Annotated in this window: 14 protein-coding genes; 11 read left to right on the forward strand and 3 right to left on the reverse strand. The window is 67.2% G+C overall.

Going from position 1 to position 16,031, the window contains the following annotated elements; genetic code table 11:
* The first annotated feature begins 1 nt into the window (after position 1).
* From GGR25_RS08985 to dhaK, 8 genes are all read left to right on the forward strand, one after another.
* Positions 2-1,099 carry an ABC transporter ATP-binding protein gene (locus GGR25_RS08985; protein ID WP_183398397.1) on the forward strand — a complete coding sequence of 366 codons (1,098 nt, stop codon included), beginning with the start codon at positions 2-4 and terminating at the stop codon, positions 1,097-1,099.
* Positions 1,092-2,117, forward strand: a complete 1,026-nt coding sequence (locus tag GGR25_RS08990) for an ABC transporter ATP-binding protein (RefSeq protein WP_183398398.1) — start codon at positions 1,092-1,094, stop codon at positions 2,115-2,117. Before GGR25_RS08985 ends, GGR25_RS08990 begins: the two co-directional genes overlap by 8 nt.
* Positions 2,117-2,719 (forward strand): dihydroxyacetone kinase subunit DhaL, encoded by a 603-nt coding sequence (gene dhaL / locus GGR25_RS08995; protein WP_183398659.1) that lies wholly within the window; start codon positions 2,117-2,119, stop codon positions 2,717-2,719. Before GGR25_RS08990 ends, dhaL begins: the two co-directional genes overlap by 1 nt.
* A gap of 9 nt (positions 2,720-2,728) precedes the next feature.
* The gene (dhaM, locus tag GGR25_RS09000; RefSeq protein ID WP_183398399.1) at positions 2,729-3,133 is read left to right on the forward strand and encodes a dihydroxyacetone kinase phosphoryl donor subunit DhaM; all 405 of its coding nucleotides are present in this window, start codon (positions 2,729-2,731) and stop codon (positions 3,131-3,133) included.
* Between the two features lie 27 nt (positions 3,134-3,160).
* Positions 3,161-3,481, forward strand: a complete 321-nt coding sequence (locus GGR25_RS09005) for an HPr family phosphocarrier protein (RefSeq protein WP_183398400.1) — start codon at positions 3,161-3,163, stop codon at positions 3,479-3,481.
* The gene (gene ptsP, locus GGR25_RS09010; RefSeq protein WP_183398401.1) at positions 3,465-5,072 is read left to right on the forward strand and encodes a phosphoenolpyruvate--protein phosphotransferase; all 1,608 of its coding nucleotides are present in this window, start codon (positions 3,465-3,467) and stop codon (positions 5,070-5,072) included. The genes GGR25_RS09005 and ptsP overlap by 17 nt, the downstream gene beginning before the upstream one ends.
* Positions 5,069-5,479 carry a hypothetical protein gene (locus GGR25_RS09015; RefSeq protein ID WP_183398402.1) on the forward strand — a complete coding sequence of 137 codons (411 nt, stop codon included), beginning with the start codon at positions 5,069-5,071 and terminating at the stop codon, positions 5,477-5,479. The genes ptsP and GGR25_RS09015 overlap by 4 nt, the downstream gene beginning before the upstream one ends.
* Before the next feature lie 225 nt (positions 5,480-5,704).
* Positions 5,705-6,688, forward strand: a complete 984-nt coding sequence (gene dhaK, locus GGR25_RS09020) for a dihydroxyacetone kinase subunit DhaK (protein ID WP_183398403.1) — start codon at positions 5,705-5,707, stop codon at positions 6,686-6,688.
* A gap of 3 nt (positions 6,689-6,691) precedes the next feature.
* Here the strand turns inward: dhaK and GGR25_RS09025 are convergent, their stop codons facing one another.
* Positions 6,692-7,903: a TadE/TadG family type IV pilus assembly protein gene (locus GGR25_RS09025; protein ID WP_183398404.1), complete on the reverse strand. Its 1,212-nt coding sequence runs from the start codon at positions 7,901-7,903 to the stop codon at positions 6,692-6,694.
* 246 nt (positions 7,904-8,149) lie between these two features.
* On the opposite strand from GGR25_RS09025, the gene GGR25_RS09030 reads away from it, so the two are divergent.
* Entirely contained in the window at positions 8,150-10,096 is a 1,947-nt protein-coding gene (locus GGR25_RS09030; RefSeq protein WP_183398405.1) for a potassium transporter Kup, read from the forward strand.
* A 37-nt stretch (positions 10,097-10,133) separates the two neighbouring features.
* Here the strand turns inward: GGR25_RS09030 and GGR25_RS09035 are convergent, their stop codons facing one another.
* Together GGR25_RS09035 and GGR25_RS09040 are read right to left on the reverse strand one after the other, a co-directional pair.
* Positions 10,134-11,330 carry an MFS transporter gene (locus GGR25_RS09035; protein WP_246409497.1) on the reverse strand — a complete coding sequence of 399 codons (1,197 nt, stop codon included), beginning with the start codon at positions 11,328-11,330 and terminating at the stop codon, positions 10,134-10,136.
* 2 nt (positions 11,331-11,332) lie between these two features.
* Entirely contained in the window at positions 11,333-12,292 is a 960-nt protein-coding gene (locus GGR25_RS09040) for a hypothetical protein (RefSeq protein ID WP_183398407.1), read from the reverse strand.
* Between the two features lie 261 nt (positions 12,293-12,553).
* Here GGR25_RS09040 and GGR25_RS09045 point away from each other — a divergent pair, with 261 nt between their 5' ends.
* The gene (locus tag GGR25_RS09045; protein ID WP_183398408.1) at positions 12,554-14,743 is read left to right on the forward strand and encodes a bifunctional diguanylate cyclase/phosphodiesterase; all 2,190 of its coding nucleotides are present in this window, start codon (positions 12,554-12,556) and stop codon (positions 14,741-14,743) included.
* 4 nt (positions 14,744-14,747) lie between these two features.
* Positions 14,748-15,974 (forward strand): winged helix-turn-helix domain-containing protein, encoded by a 1,227-nt coding sequence (locus GGR25_RS09050; RefSeq protein ID WP_183398409.1) that lies wholly within the window; start codon positions 14,748-14,750, stop codon positions 15,972-15,974.
* The last annotated feature ends 57 nt before the right edge of the window (positions 15,975-16,031 follow it).

The raw sequence follows: 16,031 nt of genomic DNA on the forward strand, positions 1-16,031 counted from the left end.
AATGGCGGAAATCCGGGTCGAAAACGTCCAGAAGAGCTTCGGCGCCTTCACCGCGGTGAAGGGGTCGACCTTCACGATCGAGAATGGCGAGTTCTTCGTCATGCTGGGGCCTTCGGGCTGCGGCAAGACGACGACGCTCAGGATGATCGCCGGGCTCGAACTGCCGACCGCGGGCAAGATCCTGCTTGGCGGCGAGGACGTCACCTTCAACCGCGCCGCAGCGCGCGACATCGCCTTCGTGTTCCAGCTCTTCGCGCTCTATCCGCATATGAATGTGCGGCAGAACATCGGTTTCCCGCTGAAGTGCCAGGGCATGGCGAGCAAGGAGATCCGGCAAGCGGTTGAAGAAGCAGCGAAATTGCTGCGCATCGATCATCTGCTCGACCGCTCGGTCACGGGGCTGGCCGGCGGCGATCGCCAGCGCGTGGCGCTCGGTCGTTGCATCGTGCGTCGGCCCAAGGCCTTCCTGATGGACGAGCCGCTCGGCACGCTCGACACCGAGTTCCGCGACCTGATGGTCAGGGAGCTGCGCGAGTTGCACAACCGGATCGGCGCGACGACGGTCTATGTCACCCACGACCAGCTCGAGGCGATGGCGATGGCCGACAAGATTGCCGTGATGAATCATGGTGTTATCGAGCAGTTCGGCCGCCCGCAGGAAATCTATGACCGCCCGGCGACCATGTTCGTGGCCGATTTCCTCGGATCGCCGCCGATGAACTTCCTCGCCTTTCGCGGCGCGGTGGCGCCGGGCCAGCGCTCGGTCCGGATCGGCGAGGCGGAGCTTGCCGTGCCGGAGCTGCGCGAGGGGCAAAGCGAGGGCGAACTGGCGCTCGGGGTGCGGCCGGAGCACATCCGCCTCGACGATGCCTCGCCGTTTCGGGGCGCGGTGTTCGGCGCCGAATATCTCGGCACGACGCAGATCGTCACGCTCGACACCGCTTATGGCCAGGTGAAGGCGCGCCTTCCGGCGGATCGGAACGTGAAGGCCGGCGAGACGGTCGGTCTCGCCTTCCGCTCGGAGCGGCTGTCGCTGTTCGACAAGACATCGGGGAGGGCGCTGCGGTCTGCGTTGCATGGGGAGGCCGGTCATGGCTGACGTCACCATCGAGGGCGTGACGAAGCGCTTCGGCCAGACGACGGCCGTCGCCAATCTTCGCCTGGACATCGCCAATGGCGAATTCATCGTGCTGCTCGGGCCGACCGGCGCCGGCAAGACGACGACGCTGCGCCTCGTCGCCGGTCTGGAGGCGCCGGATGCCGGCCGCGTCACCATCGCCGGCCGCGACGTGACGGCACTCGCGCCGGCCGCCCGCGACGTCACCTTCGTCTTCCAGCAATATTCGCTCTACCCGCATCTCTCGGTCTACGACAACCTCGCCTTCCCGCTGCGCTCGCCGCAGCGGCGCGTCGCCGAACCGGAGATTCGGCGGCGCGTGCAGGAGGTGGCGGGGCTGTTGCGGATCGCCCACAAGCTCGACAACCGCGCGACGAAGCTTTCCGGCGGCGAGATGCAGCGCGTCGCCATCGGGCGGGCGCTGGTGCGGCGGCCGACCATCTACCTGATGGACGAGCCGCTTTCCTCGCTCGATGCCAAGCTGCGCTCGGACCTGCGGCTTGAACTGAAGCGCATCCAGCAGGATCTCGGTGCGACCGTGCTCTATGTGACGCACGACCAGATCGAGGCGATGACGCTGGCGAGCCGGATCGGCGTCATGGACCGGGGTGAACTGGTCCAGATCGGCACGCCGCGCGAGATCTATGAGCGGCCCGCCAACACCTATGTCGCGGCGCGGCTCGGCCAGCCGGCGATCAACCTGTTTCCCGAGGGGCTTGTCCCGGCGGGCGGGGCGCCGGCCGGCGCGAAGACCATCGGCGCGCGCACCGAGCATTTCCGCATAGAGAAGGCGAAGCCCTCGGCGGCCAATGCGAGCGTCGAGTGGATCGAGCATCTCGGCGACCAGAACCATCTCCATGTGCGGATCGGCGAGAGGAAACTGACGACACTGGTCGATCCGGAAAGCGATCTTGCCGCGGGCGACGCGGTTGCGCTCTCCCTGGTCGATCCGCTCTATTTCGACGCGGCGGGGAATCGGATCGAGGGGCGGGCGGCATGATCGACGAAGCGAAGAAGCGCGCACTGATCGAGGCGATGGCGGCCGCCATGATCGGCCATGCCGAGGAGCTGACCGCGCTCGACCAGGCCATCGGCGATGGCGACCACGGCCTCAACATGAAGCGCGGCTTCGAGGCCGTGCTCGCCGACAACGACGTGATCGCCGCCAAGCCGCTGCCCGATGCGCTGAAGGCGATCGGCACCACGCTGGTCATGAAGGTCGGCGGTGCCTCGGGACCGCTCTATGGCACGCTGGCGCTGGCGCTCGCCAAGGAGCTGCCCGCCGATCCGTCCCGCGACGATCTCGCCCGTGCGCTGCGCGGTGCTATCGCGGCGGTCAAGGCGCGCGGCAAGTCGGAGAGCGGGCAGAAGACCATGCTCGACGTGCTGGAGCCGGTGGCGGCAGCGCTCGAGAGCGGTGCCGATCCGGTCGCGGCGGCGAACGGCGCCGCCGAGGCGACCATTCCGCTGAAGGCGATCCGCGGCCGCGCTGCCTTTCTCGGCGATCGGTCGATCGGTCACATGGACCCCGGCGCGCGGTCGAGTGCACTGCTCGTCGCCGCGATCGCCGGCGTTCTGGGGGGAATATCGGATGGCGGCTAGGACGGCGGAATGAGCACTCAGGCAAACGGCAATGTCGGCATCGTCATCGTCTCCCATTCGCCCGATGTGGCGAAGGGGACGGCCGAGATGGTGCGCCAGATGGTCGGCGAGGAAGTGCCGCTCGCCTTTTGCGGCGGCAATCCGGATGGCGGGCTCGGCACCAGCGTCGAGGCGATCCTCGCCGCCATCGACCGCGCCTGGTCGGAGGCCGGCGTCGCGATCCTCGTCGATCTCGGCGGCGCGGAGACGAACAGCGAGATGGCGATCGAGATGCAGCCGGAGGCGCGGGCAGGGCGCATCGTGGTCTGCAATGCGCCGATCGTGGAGGGCGCCGTGATTGCGGCGACCGAGGCTTCGGGCGGCGCCTCCCTCGAAGCGGTGCGCCGCACGGCGGAAGAACTGTCGCCCGCGTGACGCGCGGCCGCGGCGAAAGGAAAGAGCATGGCTGAGCCAGGATCATCAAACGGCGCATCGGCGGGCAGCGTGCTTCTCACGCATGCCGTCGGCCTGCACGCCCGCCCGTCCGTGAAGCTCACCAAGCTCGCGAAGACCTTCGGCGCTTCGATCGAGCTCGGCACCGGTCCGGAGGGCCCATGGATCGATGCGAAGAGCATCGTCAAGGTGATGGCCGCCAAGGCGCCGCAGGGGACGACGCTGCATTTCAGGGCCGTGGGGCCCGATGCCGGCGAGGCCGTCGCCGCGCTGGTCGATCTGGTCGAGCGCGATTTCGACGAGGCCGCAGCCCATGCCGGGAATGGTTGAGCGTTTCGGCCGCGCCGCCGCGCCCGGCCTTGCCTTCGGTCCTGTCCACCGGATCGCCGACCGCACCGTGCTGGTGCGCCGCGCCGGCAGCCCGGACGAGGAGCGCGCGGCGCTGGAAGCCGCCATTGCGACCGCGTCGGAGGATATCGCCGCGCTGATGGCGGCGGCGGATGATGACGGCGCCGCGATGCTGGAATTCCAGCTCGCCTTGCTGGAAGACGACGCCCTGCGCGCCCCGGCGCTTGATGCAATCGCGGGCGGCACCGACGCGGCAAGCGCCTGGCGCGATGCGCTGAACGCCCAGATCGAGGATTACCGCGCCTCGGACGACGCCTATTTCGCGGCGCGCGCCAGCGATCTCCAGGATCTGAGCGATCGGGTTCTCGGTCATCTCGCCGGCGGCGGCGCCGAGGCCGCGCCGGCCCCGGGCACGATCCTTCTCGGCCGCGACCTGACGCCGAGCCGCTTCCTGGCGCTCGACTGGTCGAAGGGCGGCGCGATCGCGCTTTCGGAAGGCAGCCCGTCGAGCCATGTCGCCATGCTGGCGCGCTCGCGCAGCGTTCCGATGGTGGTCGGCCTGTCGGACATCCCGGATGCAGCGTTTTCCGAGGCGATCGTCGATGGCGAGAGCGGCCGCCTGGTGCTCGATCCCTTGCCCGAGCAGCGCGCGGCGCTCGCGGCCTTGCAGTCCGACGCCGCGTTGCGCGTCGGCGCCGAGGCGGCGGTCCTCCGCGAGCCGGCCCACATCGCCTCCGGCGAACGCGTCGCCGTGCTGATCAATGTGGCGAAGCCCGACGAGCTCGCCGCGATCGATCCGGCGATCTGCGACGGCATCGGCCTGGTGCGGACGGAGTTTCTTTTCTCCAGTCCGGCCGGGCTGCCGGATGAGGAGACGCAGTATCGGGCCTATCGCACGATCCTCGAATGGGCCGGCGACAAGCCGGTGACCATCCGTACGGTCGATGCTGGCGGCGACAAGCCCGTTGCCGGTCTCACCATCGACGGCGAATCCAATCCGTTCCTCGGCACGCGCGGCGTGCGCCTGTCGCTGGAGCGGCCGGCGATCTTCCGCCTTCAGCTGCGCGCGCTGGCGCGTGCGGCTGAGCACGGCAATCTCAAGATCATGCTGCCGATGGTCACGGTGCCATCCGAGATCGACCGTGCGGCGGCGCTGCTCGGCGCGGCGATCGAGGAACTGGAGGCCGAGGGCATTCCCTGCCGCCGGCCGCCGCTCGGCATCATGGTTGAGGTGCCCGCCGTCGCGGTGGTGCCGGAGCTCTTCGGCGCCGCGGCCTTCTTCTCGATCGGCTCGAACGACCTGACGCAATATACGACGGCCGCGGCGCGCGACATTGCCGCCGTGGCCGAACTCGGCGATGCCGGCCATCCCGCGGTGATCGCGCTGATCCGCAATGTCGTCGAGGGCGCGGCGAAGCTCGGCATCGATGTGAGCCTCTGCGGCGACATGGGCGGCGATCCGCAACTGCTGCCTGCGCTGATGTCGGCGGGCCTGCGCGCCGTCTCGGTCGCGCCGCCGTTGGTCGGCCGCGTCAAGCTGGCGCTCGCCCGCATCAGCGGGGAGGGGGCATGACGGCCGCCCCCGACGCCGCCGCCGATCCGGTGGCCGCCTACAAGGCCGTTTTGCAGCGCGTTCTGGACAATCGCCCGTCCGGGACTCGCGGCCGCCTGGCGCAGGCGCTCGGCAAGAACCGCTCCTTCGTCAGCCATATGACCAGCCCCGCCTACGCGACGCCCATTCCGGCGCAGCACATCGAGACGATCTTCGAGATCTGCCATTTCTCGCCCGAAGACCGCCGGCATTTCCTCGACGCCTATGGCGAAGCCCATCCCCGCCGCGTGCCGGCACTGAAGGAAAGCCGCCGCATGCGCCCGCATGTCATCTATCTTCCCGATCTCGGGGATCCCGAGCGGAATCAGGAAATGGATCGGCTCGTCGGAGAATTCGTGCAGCGGCTGACGAAGCTGGTGGAGGGATAGCGAGCCGGCCGCGACGGGGGGCGGACTTGCGGGAGCAACTGAAGCGCCGTCATCCCGGCGAAAGCCGGGATCCATACAGCCTGAGGCGCCTCATCGTCCTGCGCTTCGGCTGAATGGATCCCGGGTCGAGCCCGGGATGACGGCGAGAATGAACAGGCGCCTCGCGTCGTCCTGCGCCGGAGGGGCGACACGGGACGGCCGCGCCAGGATCGAAGGGGAGGAACCATGAAGAAGCTGATCAATTCGCCCGAGACCGTGCTCGCCGAAAGCCTCGACGGCTTTGCCGCGGCGCATGCCGACATTCTCGTGCTCGGCGAGGAGCGGAAATTCGTCCGCCGCAAGACGCTGAAGCCGGGCAAGGCGGCGCTGATCTCGGGCGGCGGTTCCGGCCATGAGCCGCTGCATGCCGGCTTCGTCGGCTTCGGCATGCTCGATGCCGCCTGTCCCGGCCAGGTCTTCACCTCGCCGACGCCGGACCAGATGATCGCGGCGCTGGCCGAGGTCGATACCGGCGGCGGCGCGCTCTTCATCGTCAAGAACTATGAAGGCGATCGCATGAACTTCGACATGGCGGCGGAACTCGCCGGCAGCGAGGTGCTGACCGTGATCACCGACGACGATGTCGCGGTCGAGACCTCGACCTATTCGATCGGCCGCCGCGGCGTCGCCGGCACGATGATCGTCGAGAAGGTGGTCGGCGCCGCGGCCGAGGCCGGCATGCCGCTCGCCGATCTGAAGGTGCTGGGCGACCGGGTCAATGCGCGCACGCGCTCCATGGGCGTCGCGCTGTCCAGTTGCACGGTTCCCGCCGCCGGCACGCCGACCTTCACGCTCGGCGAGAACGAGATGGAAATGGGCGTCGGCATTCATGGCGAGCCCGGCCGGCGCCGCGTGGCGCTCGAGCCCGCGGGCCAGATCGCCGAGGAGATGATCGCGGCGATCGCGGGCGATCTCGGCGCGCGCGGCGACGCGCTGTTGCTGGTCAACGGCTTCGGCGGCACGCCGCTGATGGAACTCTACCTCATGTTCAACGCCGCCAAGGCCGAGGCGGAGAAGCACGGCTACCGCGTCGCCCGCGCGCTGGTCGGCAACTATGTGACGTCGCTCGAAATGGCTGGCTGCTCGCTGACGCTGTCGCTGCTCGACGACGAGACGGCTGGATTCTGGGACGCGCCGGTCCACACGGCGGGGCTGCGCTGGGGGATGTAGCCCTCAGCGCGTCAGCATGGCGGTGCCGCCGGCCCCGGAGCCGAGGAGCACGGGGCCGGGTGAGAGGTTCCACCTGGTGTCGTTCCAGATCAGCGTGTTCACCACCATGGTGAGCGCGTGGGACTTGATGTTGGTCTGCGAATTGAACGTCATGTTGCGCCGCGCCAGGTAGATGATGCCGGAGAGAATGTCGGTCGGGCCGCTGTCCCAGGTGTAGTTGCTGAGCGCGTTCGACTGGTTTTCGTAGACGAGGATGTCCTTGTAGGTCCCGCTCGTGGGCGCGGTCAGCGTCTTCACGACAGACGCGTTGAAATGGATCTGCGCGCCGGCATTGGCGAAATAGAGCGTGACGCCGGAGCCGGTGAAGGTCGATCCCGAGACGTTGATGGTCCCTGTGATCGTATAGAAGCCGGGCGCCAGATTGACCTTCGTGCCGCCATTGAAATTGAAGCTGCAATAGGTTCCTGGCTTCAGATTGAAGGTCGTGGCGTTCTGGTCGAGCACCGTGCAGGCGGTCTGTGCCGGGGGCGACGGCAGCGTCGGGCCGATCGTGTCAGTTGCGGCGGCGCAGCCGGTCTCGATCGGCATGGCGGCCGAGCTGTTCTTGATGATGTTGGTGCCGGCGATGCAGACGCGCTTCACATTGAGCGTCACGCCGGAATTGACGATGGCGGCCGGGTTCGCCTTCGAGCGGACATGGATCTCGCAGTCGGGCGCGTTGATCGTGGCGCCGGAATTGGCAAGGAAGGCCTGGTTGTCCGTCGTCGAATTGACCAGGATGCAGGCGCTGCCGCCGGACGGGCGCACCGCCTTGCCGCTGGCCGAGACGTCGAACGATTTGAGGCCGAGCACACTGGAGAGCGTCGTCGGAACCGCGGCGCTCGCCGTGCCGGAGAGGCCGTCACTCTCGCTCGTGAACGACCGGCTGACGGATTTCGCGATCGAGCCCGTCGCGGTGTTGTCGAAGAAGGTCTCCGCGGTGGTCGTGCCCTGACCCTGGACGCCGGCGATCAGCGCCGCATCGAGCCGGTCCTGCAGCTGTGACCGCGTCAGCGCCATGCGCGAATAATCGACCGCCACGCCGATCGCGCCGATGAGCACGATGGAGACGACCGCGAAGATCACGGCGGCGTTGCCGCCCTCCGCGCGGGCGAAGGCTGCGGTGAATTTCGTGAATGGCCCGGCGCGCCGAAACGGGGTGGGGACCCGATCCATGGATGCGTCTCTGGTGGAAGCGTTTCAAAGTTTGATAAAGCTTTAATCAGATGCGCTTTAAGCCAAGCTTGCGCCGATCCGCGAAAAAGCCTGAATCGGCGTTAACGATGGGCCTCGCCTCTCCCGCTGCCCGTGCACGGCTTTCCGCTTGCCAGCGGCGGCCGTTCCTCTATCGTTGTGCAGCGCACGCCATCTGCTATAAGCACGCGCTGCCGCCGGTGGGCGCGGTCAACGAGTGAGAGGCTGATGTCTCTGAACGTGCAGGGAGCCGGTGTGCCTTCAGATCAGGCGGCCACTCCCTCAGGAGTTCCTCCAGGCGAGCATGGCGCAGCGTCGCATGCCGGCTTCTGGACTCTGGCCCTCGGCTCCGTCGGCGTCGTCTATGGCGACATCGGCACGAGCGTCATCTATGCGTTCCGCGAGGCGATGCATGCGGCCGAGGCCGCGCATGGCGAGGTCATGCGCGAGGACGTCATCAGCATCATTTCGCTGATCCTGTGGACGCTGACGATCATCGTCACGCTCAAATATGTCGTCATTTTGCTCAGGGCCGACAATAATGGCGAGGGCGGCACGCTCTCGCTGATGGCGCTCGCGAGCCGTACGATGGGCAAATCCGCCCCGATCGTGTTCCTGCTCGGCGTCGCCGGCGCGGCGCTGTTCTATGGCGACGCGGTCATCACGCCGGCGATCTCGGTCCTGTCGGCGGTGGAAGGCCTGAAGCTCGTCACGCCGCATTTCGACAGCTACGTGATCCCGATCACCATCGCCATCATCACGGCGCTCTTCCTCGTGCAGCGCTATGGCACGGCACGCGTCGCCTCGCTGTTCGGCCCGATCACGGCCGTCTGGTTCATCGTGATGACGATCGGCGGTTTCACCCATATCGCCGACGACCCCGGCATCTTCGCCGCGCTCAACCCCTATCACGCCGTGCGCTATATCGTGACGAACGGCTATACCGGCCTCATCGTCATCGGCGCCGTCTTCCTGTCGGTGACGGGCGCCGAGGCGCTCTATGCCGATCTCGGCCATTTCGGGCGCAAGCCCATCCAGGCCGCCTGGCTCGGCTTCGTCTTCCCCGCGCTCGCCGCCAATTATCTGGGGCAGGGCGCGCTGGTGCTGGCGAAGCCAGAGGCCGTCGCCAACCCGTTCTTCCTGCTCTTTCCCGAATGGGCCGTGCTGCCGGTCGTCATCCTCGCCACCATGGCGACGGTCATCGCCGCGCAGGCGGTGATCACCGGCGCCTTCTCGATGACGCGCCAGGCGATCCAGCTCAAGCTGCTGCCGCGCATGGACATCGCGCATACGTCCGAGCAGCATGCCGGGCAGATCTACATGCCGCAGGTCAATTCGCTGCTGATGGTGGCGGTGCTGCTGCTGGTCATCCTGTTCGGCTCCTCCTCGCGCCTCGCGACGGCCTATGGCATCTCCGTCACCGCCGAGATGGTGATCACGGCCTGCCTCGCCTTCATCGTGGTCTGGCGCTTCTGGCGCTGGCCGATCTGGGTCTCGGCGCTGCTCATCGCGCCGTTCCTGATCATCGATCTCGTCTTCCTCGGCGCGAACCTGATCAAGATCACCGAGGGCGGCTGGGTGCCGCTGCTGATCGCCTTCTCGATCATGCTGATCATGCGCTCCTGGGTGCGCGGCACGAAGATCCTGTTCGACAAGAGCCGCCGCAACGACGTGCCGCTGGTCGAACTGGTCAAGAACCTCGAGAAGAGCTCCGTCGTCCGCGTTCCCGGCACGGCGGTGTTCCTCACTTCCGACCCCGAGACGGCGCCGTCCTCGCTGCTGCACAGCCTCAAGCACTATCGCGTGCTGCACCAGAAGAACGTGCTGCTCACCGTCATCTCGGCCAATGTGCCGCGCATTGATGACGCGGAGCGCGTGCGCATCGAGCCGGTGAATGACAGCTTCACGCGCGTCTTCATGACCTTCGGTTATATGGAGACGCCCAACGTGCCGCGGGCGCTTGGCCTGTGCCGCAAGCAGGGCTGGAAATACGACATCATGTCGACGTCGTTCTTCCTCTCGCGCCGCTCGATCAAGCCCGCCAACGACCGCATCTTCTCGCGCCTGCAGGACAAGCTGTTCATCAAGCTGGCGATCAATGCGAGCGACGCGACGGAATATTTCCACATCCCGACCGGCCGCGTCGTCGAGATCGGGACGCAGATGACGATCTGACGGCGCGCCGTCCGGGCCCGCCGTCTGCCGCGTGCATTCAGTCGGCGTTCCGCGCGCGGCGCAGGCCGCCGGCAGCGACCAGAAGCGAGAGCAGCAGGAAGCTGCCGCCGACCGTCGCCGGCAGCGCCTCGACGCCGAAGAGATCGATGAGATAGCCGATCGGCGTCGCGCCGATCACCGAGCCGGCCGAATAGGCCATGCCGAAGGCGGTCGACACCAGCGCGAGGCGCTGGCCGCGATAATCCTGTCCGATCAGCACGATGCCGAGCGTATAGACGCCGGCCACGGTGCCGCCGCTGAGAAACAGCGCCGCCTGCAAAGCCGCCACCGAGCCGAAGACGAAGGGCAGCGCAGCCGTCGATACGGCCGCGATCAGCGTGGCGGCAGCGAGCACTGGCCGCCGGCCGTAGCGGTCCGCGGCCCAACCGAGCGCGATGACCAGCACCGCCTCGCCGAGCGCGAAAGTCGCCACCATGCGCGAGGCGGCGGCATCGCTGAGCCCATGCGCGAGGCCATAGAGCGGCAGCAGGCTCTGCATGGCGGTCTCGCCGACGCCGCAGATGAAGGCGGTGGCGAGAACAGGCCCGGCGACCGCCAGGGCGAGGCGCCAGGAAATGTCGGCATGTGCGTCCTCGCCCGTCTCCCCCGCCGGCGCCCCTGCGCGCAGCGACAGGAACGCGGCCACGAAGGCGCCGGCTGCGAGCGGGATCATCGCCGCGACGAGCGGCAGCGCGCCGGCGACGCCGACGACGCCGAGCATCAGCGGGCCGACGAACTGGCAGGCGGCATAGAGGGTGCCCGAGGCCGCGATGATCCGTCCGCGCCGGCGATCATCGAGTTCGCCGTTCAGCCAGATCTCGGTCGTGGTCCACAGCGCCGAGAAGCAGGTTCCCATGACGAAGCGCGCCGCGAACCAGGTGACCGTGTCGCCATGAACGAGGATCGCCAGGAAAGAGAGGAACGGGATCGCGAAGAGCAGCGCGACCAGGCGTCCGACCCCGAGCCGGGCGATGATGCGGGGCAGGAACGGACCGACGAACAGGATGCCGATGCCGGCGAGCGAGGCATTGAGGCCGATCAGCCAGTTCGCCAGGCCCTGCTTTTCGAGCGCGAGGGAGAAGAAGGGATAGCTGAAGCCGTAGAGCAGCGCCTCGGCGCCGATCAGGAACAGAATCGCGCCGATGCGAAAGCTGCGGCGGCCACGCAGCGACGTCACGTCGGGCCGCAGCGACATGGTCAAGGACGAAACGCGGCGGCGATATCGTCGAAGGCGAGATGCAGGCCGCCCGACTGACCGTCCCGCGAGGGAACGAGGTCCGCATTGTCGTACCGGGCGGCGATCCACTTCTCGCAGAGCCGCGCGGCATAGATCACCGGCATCTCGTGGCTATGCGTCTGCTTTTCCAGCTCCGCGAAGACCGGATCATTGTGCGGCGCCGTCCACCAGCGCCGATCATCCGACAGCGCGACCGCACGCTCCGGCGCGCCGGCCATGCGATTGTAGCTGGTGATCGTGTTGATCGACATGTTCTGCCAGGCGGTGGCGCATTTGTGCAGCAGCCGCTCGAAGTCGGCGCGCTGCGCAATCTCGTAGGGTGCGCAATGAAAATGCCGCTGCGCCAGATCATGCACCAGCATGCCGAAGGCGAAGCTGTCCGATGTCGTATTGATCGCCAGGAACGGTGCGCTCAGCGAGGGATCATAGAGCGGATCCGCCATCACCGCGGCGTGGCGGCAGAAGGCGACCGGGAAAAACTCGTAGATCGTGTCGATGCCGGTGACCGGGCAGGACACCTCCAGCGGGATCGCGATGGTCTCGCCGCGGACGAGCGCGCCGGCGCTTTCCGCATAGCCGGCCTCGACCATGATCTCGCCGAGACGCTTCAGTTCACCGACCGAATCCGAAAAGTCCTGATCGAGGCTCGGCACGACCGCGAGAAAGCCCGTCTTCTCGTGACGCCTGACACCATCGGCGAAATTGTCGAATGCGACGCCGAACTGGTAGCCGTTGCTCACCTGCTCGACATGATAGCGGCCGAGCTGGAATTCGCGCTTGCCGGCGGAGCAGCGCACGTCATTGTCGCGCCAGGCCTCGAAATCGGTGCGCGAAACCGCGCCCCGACCGTGGCCAAAGGGGCACTGCCTCTGCTCGGGGCGCGCTGAAATCAGCTCGCCATCGTCCTGATCCCGCCGCATCACCGCCCCGTCTACGCACGACACAATCCCAGCCTCCGGGTTGCTGGCCTACAACCCTAGCAGGAATTTACAGATCATTAACCTTACCCTCAGCCCATGGCACTCGCAAGACGGCCGATCAAACTGTATGGTGCACGAACTATCCGGAGGGGGCTTCGAGGGGCGCGCGGCGTGCTGCCTGCAAAGAGGTTTTTGCAATTGTCTTAAGGCTATTTAAAATCTTGATTTGCAGGATGGCGGGGAAGGGGAGCCGTCCGTCCAATGTCGATCTCGATCGCCGGTCGCATCACGCTCAATCTCGTCGCCGGCATCGTCGTGACCATCATCACCGTGGTGGCCGCGGTTCTGTGGATGGCCGAAGCTCAGAACGAGCAGGCGCAGAACAATACCCGCACCATGGTGACCGGCGGCATCGTCGCCATGGAAGACAACGTCAAGGCGTTCGCCAACGACTATGCGTGGTGGGAGGCGGGTTACAACGCCTACATGGCGCATGACGAAGCCTGGGTCGACGCGAACTTCGGATCCGGTATCAAGGATACCCAGATCTCCGACATCCTGGTCATCATCTCGCCCGAAGGCGACATTCCCTATGCCTGGGCGATCGATAATGACCACGGCCAGCCGCGCGATATCTTCTCGCCGGAGATCAGGGCCAAGATCAAAAATCTGGCCGTCGGAATGCCCGTCGAGAACGAGGCGGCGCGCGCCGGTTATTTCCGTGTCGGCAACGACGTTCTCCTCATCGCGGTGGCCCGCATCGCACCCGTCTCGCGTGCATCGGAGGTCGATCCCGCGACGCTGCCCTTTCTCGTCCAGGGCGTCTATCTGAACGAGAAGCGGCTGCACGATCTCGGCCGGCAGTTCCTGATCGAAGATCTGCAGGTCGACCTCACCCCCACCGACTCGAACCTCGCCGACGGGTTCCCGCCCATTCGCGATTTCGATGGCAAGCTGATCGGCGCCTTCGTCTGGACGCCGCCCAATCCCGGCTTTGTGGTGCTGCGGAGCGTCGCTCCGGCGATCGCGGTCGGCATGATGGTCTTCGTGCTGATCGCGCTGTGGACCGTGCTGCGCGCGCGTCGCCTTGCTCTGTCGCAGGCGTTCAGCGAGCGCCAGGCGATGACGGCCGCGCGGCGCGACAGCCTCACCGATCTGCTCAACCGTTTCGGCTTCAACGAATTCAGCGAGGGTCGTGCCTTCACGGCGGCCTGCGCGCGCGGCGAGGCGGCGATCATCTATCTCGACGTCAACGGCTTCAAATCGGTGAACGATTCGATCGGCCATCAGGGCGGCGACGAACTGGTGAAGCGTCTCGCCGAGCGTCTCGCCATGGTGATGCCGCCCGATGCGACCTTCGCGCGCGTCGGCGGCGACGAGTTCGTGGCGGCGCTGCTGGGTCCCACCGCGTCGCATGCCGTCGCCGGCATCGCCTCGGCGATGGTGCATGTGCTTGACCAGTCCTTCGCGGTCGGCGGGTTCCAGTTCCAGGTGACCGCGGCCGTCGGCTATGCGGTGGCCGAAGGCAGTGACATCGTCCCGGCCGAGCTGATGCGCCGCGCCGACCTTGCCATGTACCAGGCCAAGAATTCCGCCGAGCGCGATGCCGTCCAGTATCACAGCGGCATGGAGACGGGCGCGCTGCACAAGAAGCGGCTCGGCGTCGCGCTGCGCACGGCGGTCGAGGCGGGCGAGCTTTCCGTCGCCTACCAGCCGATCGTGCGGACGAGCGATCTCACGGTCATCTCGGTCGAGGCGCTGGTGCGCTGGGATTCGCCGGAATTCGGCCGTGTCTCGCCGGCCGATTTCATTCCCGTCGCTGAGGAAACGGGCCTCATCCACGACATCGGCAAGTTCGTTTTCCAGACCGCCTGCCAGGACATGGCCGAGTGGCCCGGCCTCAAGGTGTCGATCAACGTCTCGCCGGCGCAGCTGCGCGAGCCGAACTTCGCCAATGATTTTGCCGCCATCGCGCGGCGCAATGCCGTGGTGCCGAACCGCTTCAAGCTGGAACTCACCGAGGGCCTGCTGGTCCGCAACCCGACCATCGCCAAGCGCAAGCTCGCGCGGCTCAAGTCGATGGGCTTCGGGCTTTCGCTCGACGATTTTGGCACCGGCTTCTCGTCGATAGGCTATCTCCGGCAGTTCCCGTTCGACTGGCTGAAGATCGACAAGTCCTTCGTCGCCGAGCTCGGTACCAACCCGACGTCCAACGCGTTGATCCAGTCGATGATCGCCCTCGGCGACGCGCTCGACATCGCCGTGGTCGCGGAGGGCATCGAGACGGCCGAGCAGCTGCAGTTGCTGCGCCTGCTCCAATGCGAATATGTGCAGGGCTTCCATCTGGCGCGGCCGATGCCGGCCAGCGAAGTGACGGCGCTGCTCGCGCGGCTCGGCGATAGCCGCAAGATCGTCGAAGACCCCAGCCGCGCCATCGAGCGCACCTCCTGAGTCCATGGCGGCTCCGTCGGATCAGCAGCTTTCCGCATCCGACGCGCGCCGCATTGCGCTCGCCGCGCAGGGCTTCGACGCGGCGCGATCCGCGGCGACCTCGCGCTGGCCGCTGGCCGAGACCACGATCCGGCGCATGGGGCTGCTGCAGCTCGATTCCGTCAATGTGCTGGTGCGCTCGCATTATCTGCCGGTGTTCAGCCGGATCGGCGCCTATGCCCGTACCGATCTCGACGCGCGCGCCTTCGCCGCCGGTCGCGGGCGGCGCCTGTTCGAATATTGGGCGCACGAGGCCTCGCTGCTGCCGATCGAGATGCAGCCGCTGATGCGGTGGCGCATGCGGCGGGCGGAGGAGGGAGCCGGCATCTATGGCGGCGTCCACCGCTTCGCGGCGGAGAACCCCGCTTATGTCGCCGCCGTGCTCGACGAGATCGCCCGGCACGGCGCGCGTTCGGCGTCGGAATTGGATGATCCGGGCGCGCGCAGCGGTCCGTGGTGGGGCTGGCACAAGGGCAAGACGGCGCTCGAATACCTGTTCTGGACCGGCAAGGTGACGACGGCCTCGCGCCGCGGCTTCGAGCGTGTCTACGACCTGACCGAGCGGGTCATTCCCGCCGCCGTGATGGATCAGCCGACGCCGTCGGACGCCGATGCGATCCGCGAGCTGGTGCGCCTCGGCGCAAAGGCGCTCGGCGTCGCGACCGAGATCGAGATCCGCGACTATTTCCGCCTGCCGGTCGCCGAGACGCGCGTCGCGCTGGCCGAACTGGTCGAGAGCGGCGTGCTGGAGGCGGTGGCGGTCGAGGGCTGGCGCCAGCCGGCCTATCTCGATCCGCAGGCGCTCCGCCCCGAGCGCATCACGCCGACGGCGTTGCTCTCCCCCTTCGATCCGCTGGTCTGGAACCGTGAACGGGCCGAGCGCATCTTCGCGTTCCGATATCGCCTCGAATTCTACACGCCCGGCCACAAGCGCAGCTTCGGCTATTTCGTGATGCCGTTCCTCTATCGCGGCCAGCTCGTCGCCCGCGTCGATCTCAAGCTGGATCGCAAGGCCGGCGCGCTCCTCGTCCTCGGCGTGTTCGCGGAAGCGGGGCTGCGGCGACAGGAGCCGATGCTCGCTGCGCTCGCGCTTGAGCTTCGTCGCATGGCCGGCTGGCTCGGCGTCGCCGATGTCGCGATCCGCGCCGAAGGGCCGCTTTCCGCGGCGCTCGAGGGCCTTTCTCCGCAGTGACTTTCACGCGTTCTTAAAGCCCGCAGGGTTCAATGCGGAAGAGCATAGCCGGACCTC

This window comes from Kaistia hirudinis (assembly GCF_014196455.1).
GTDB lineage: Bacteria > Pseudomonadota > Alphaproteobacteria > Rhizobiales > Kaistiaceae > Kaistia > Kaistia hirudinis.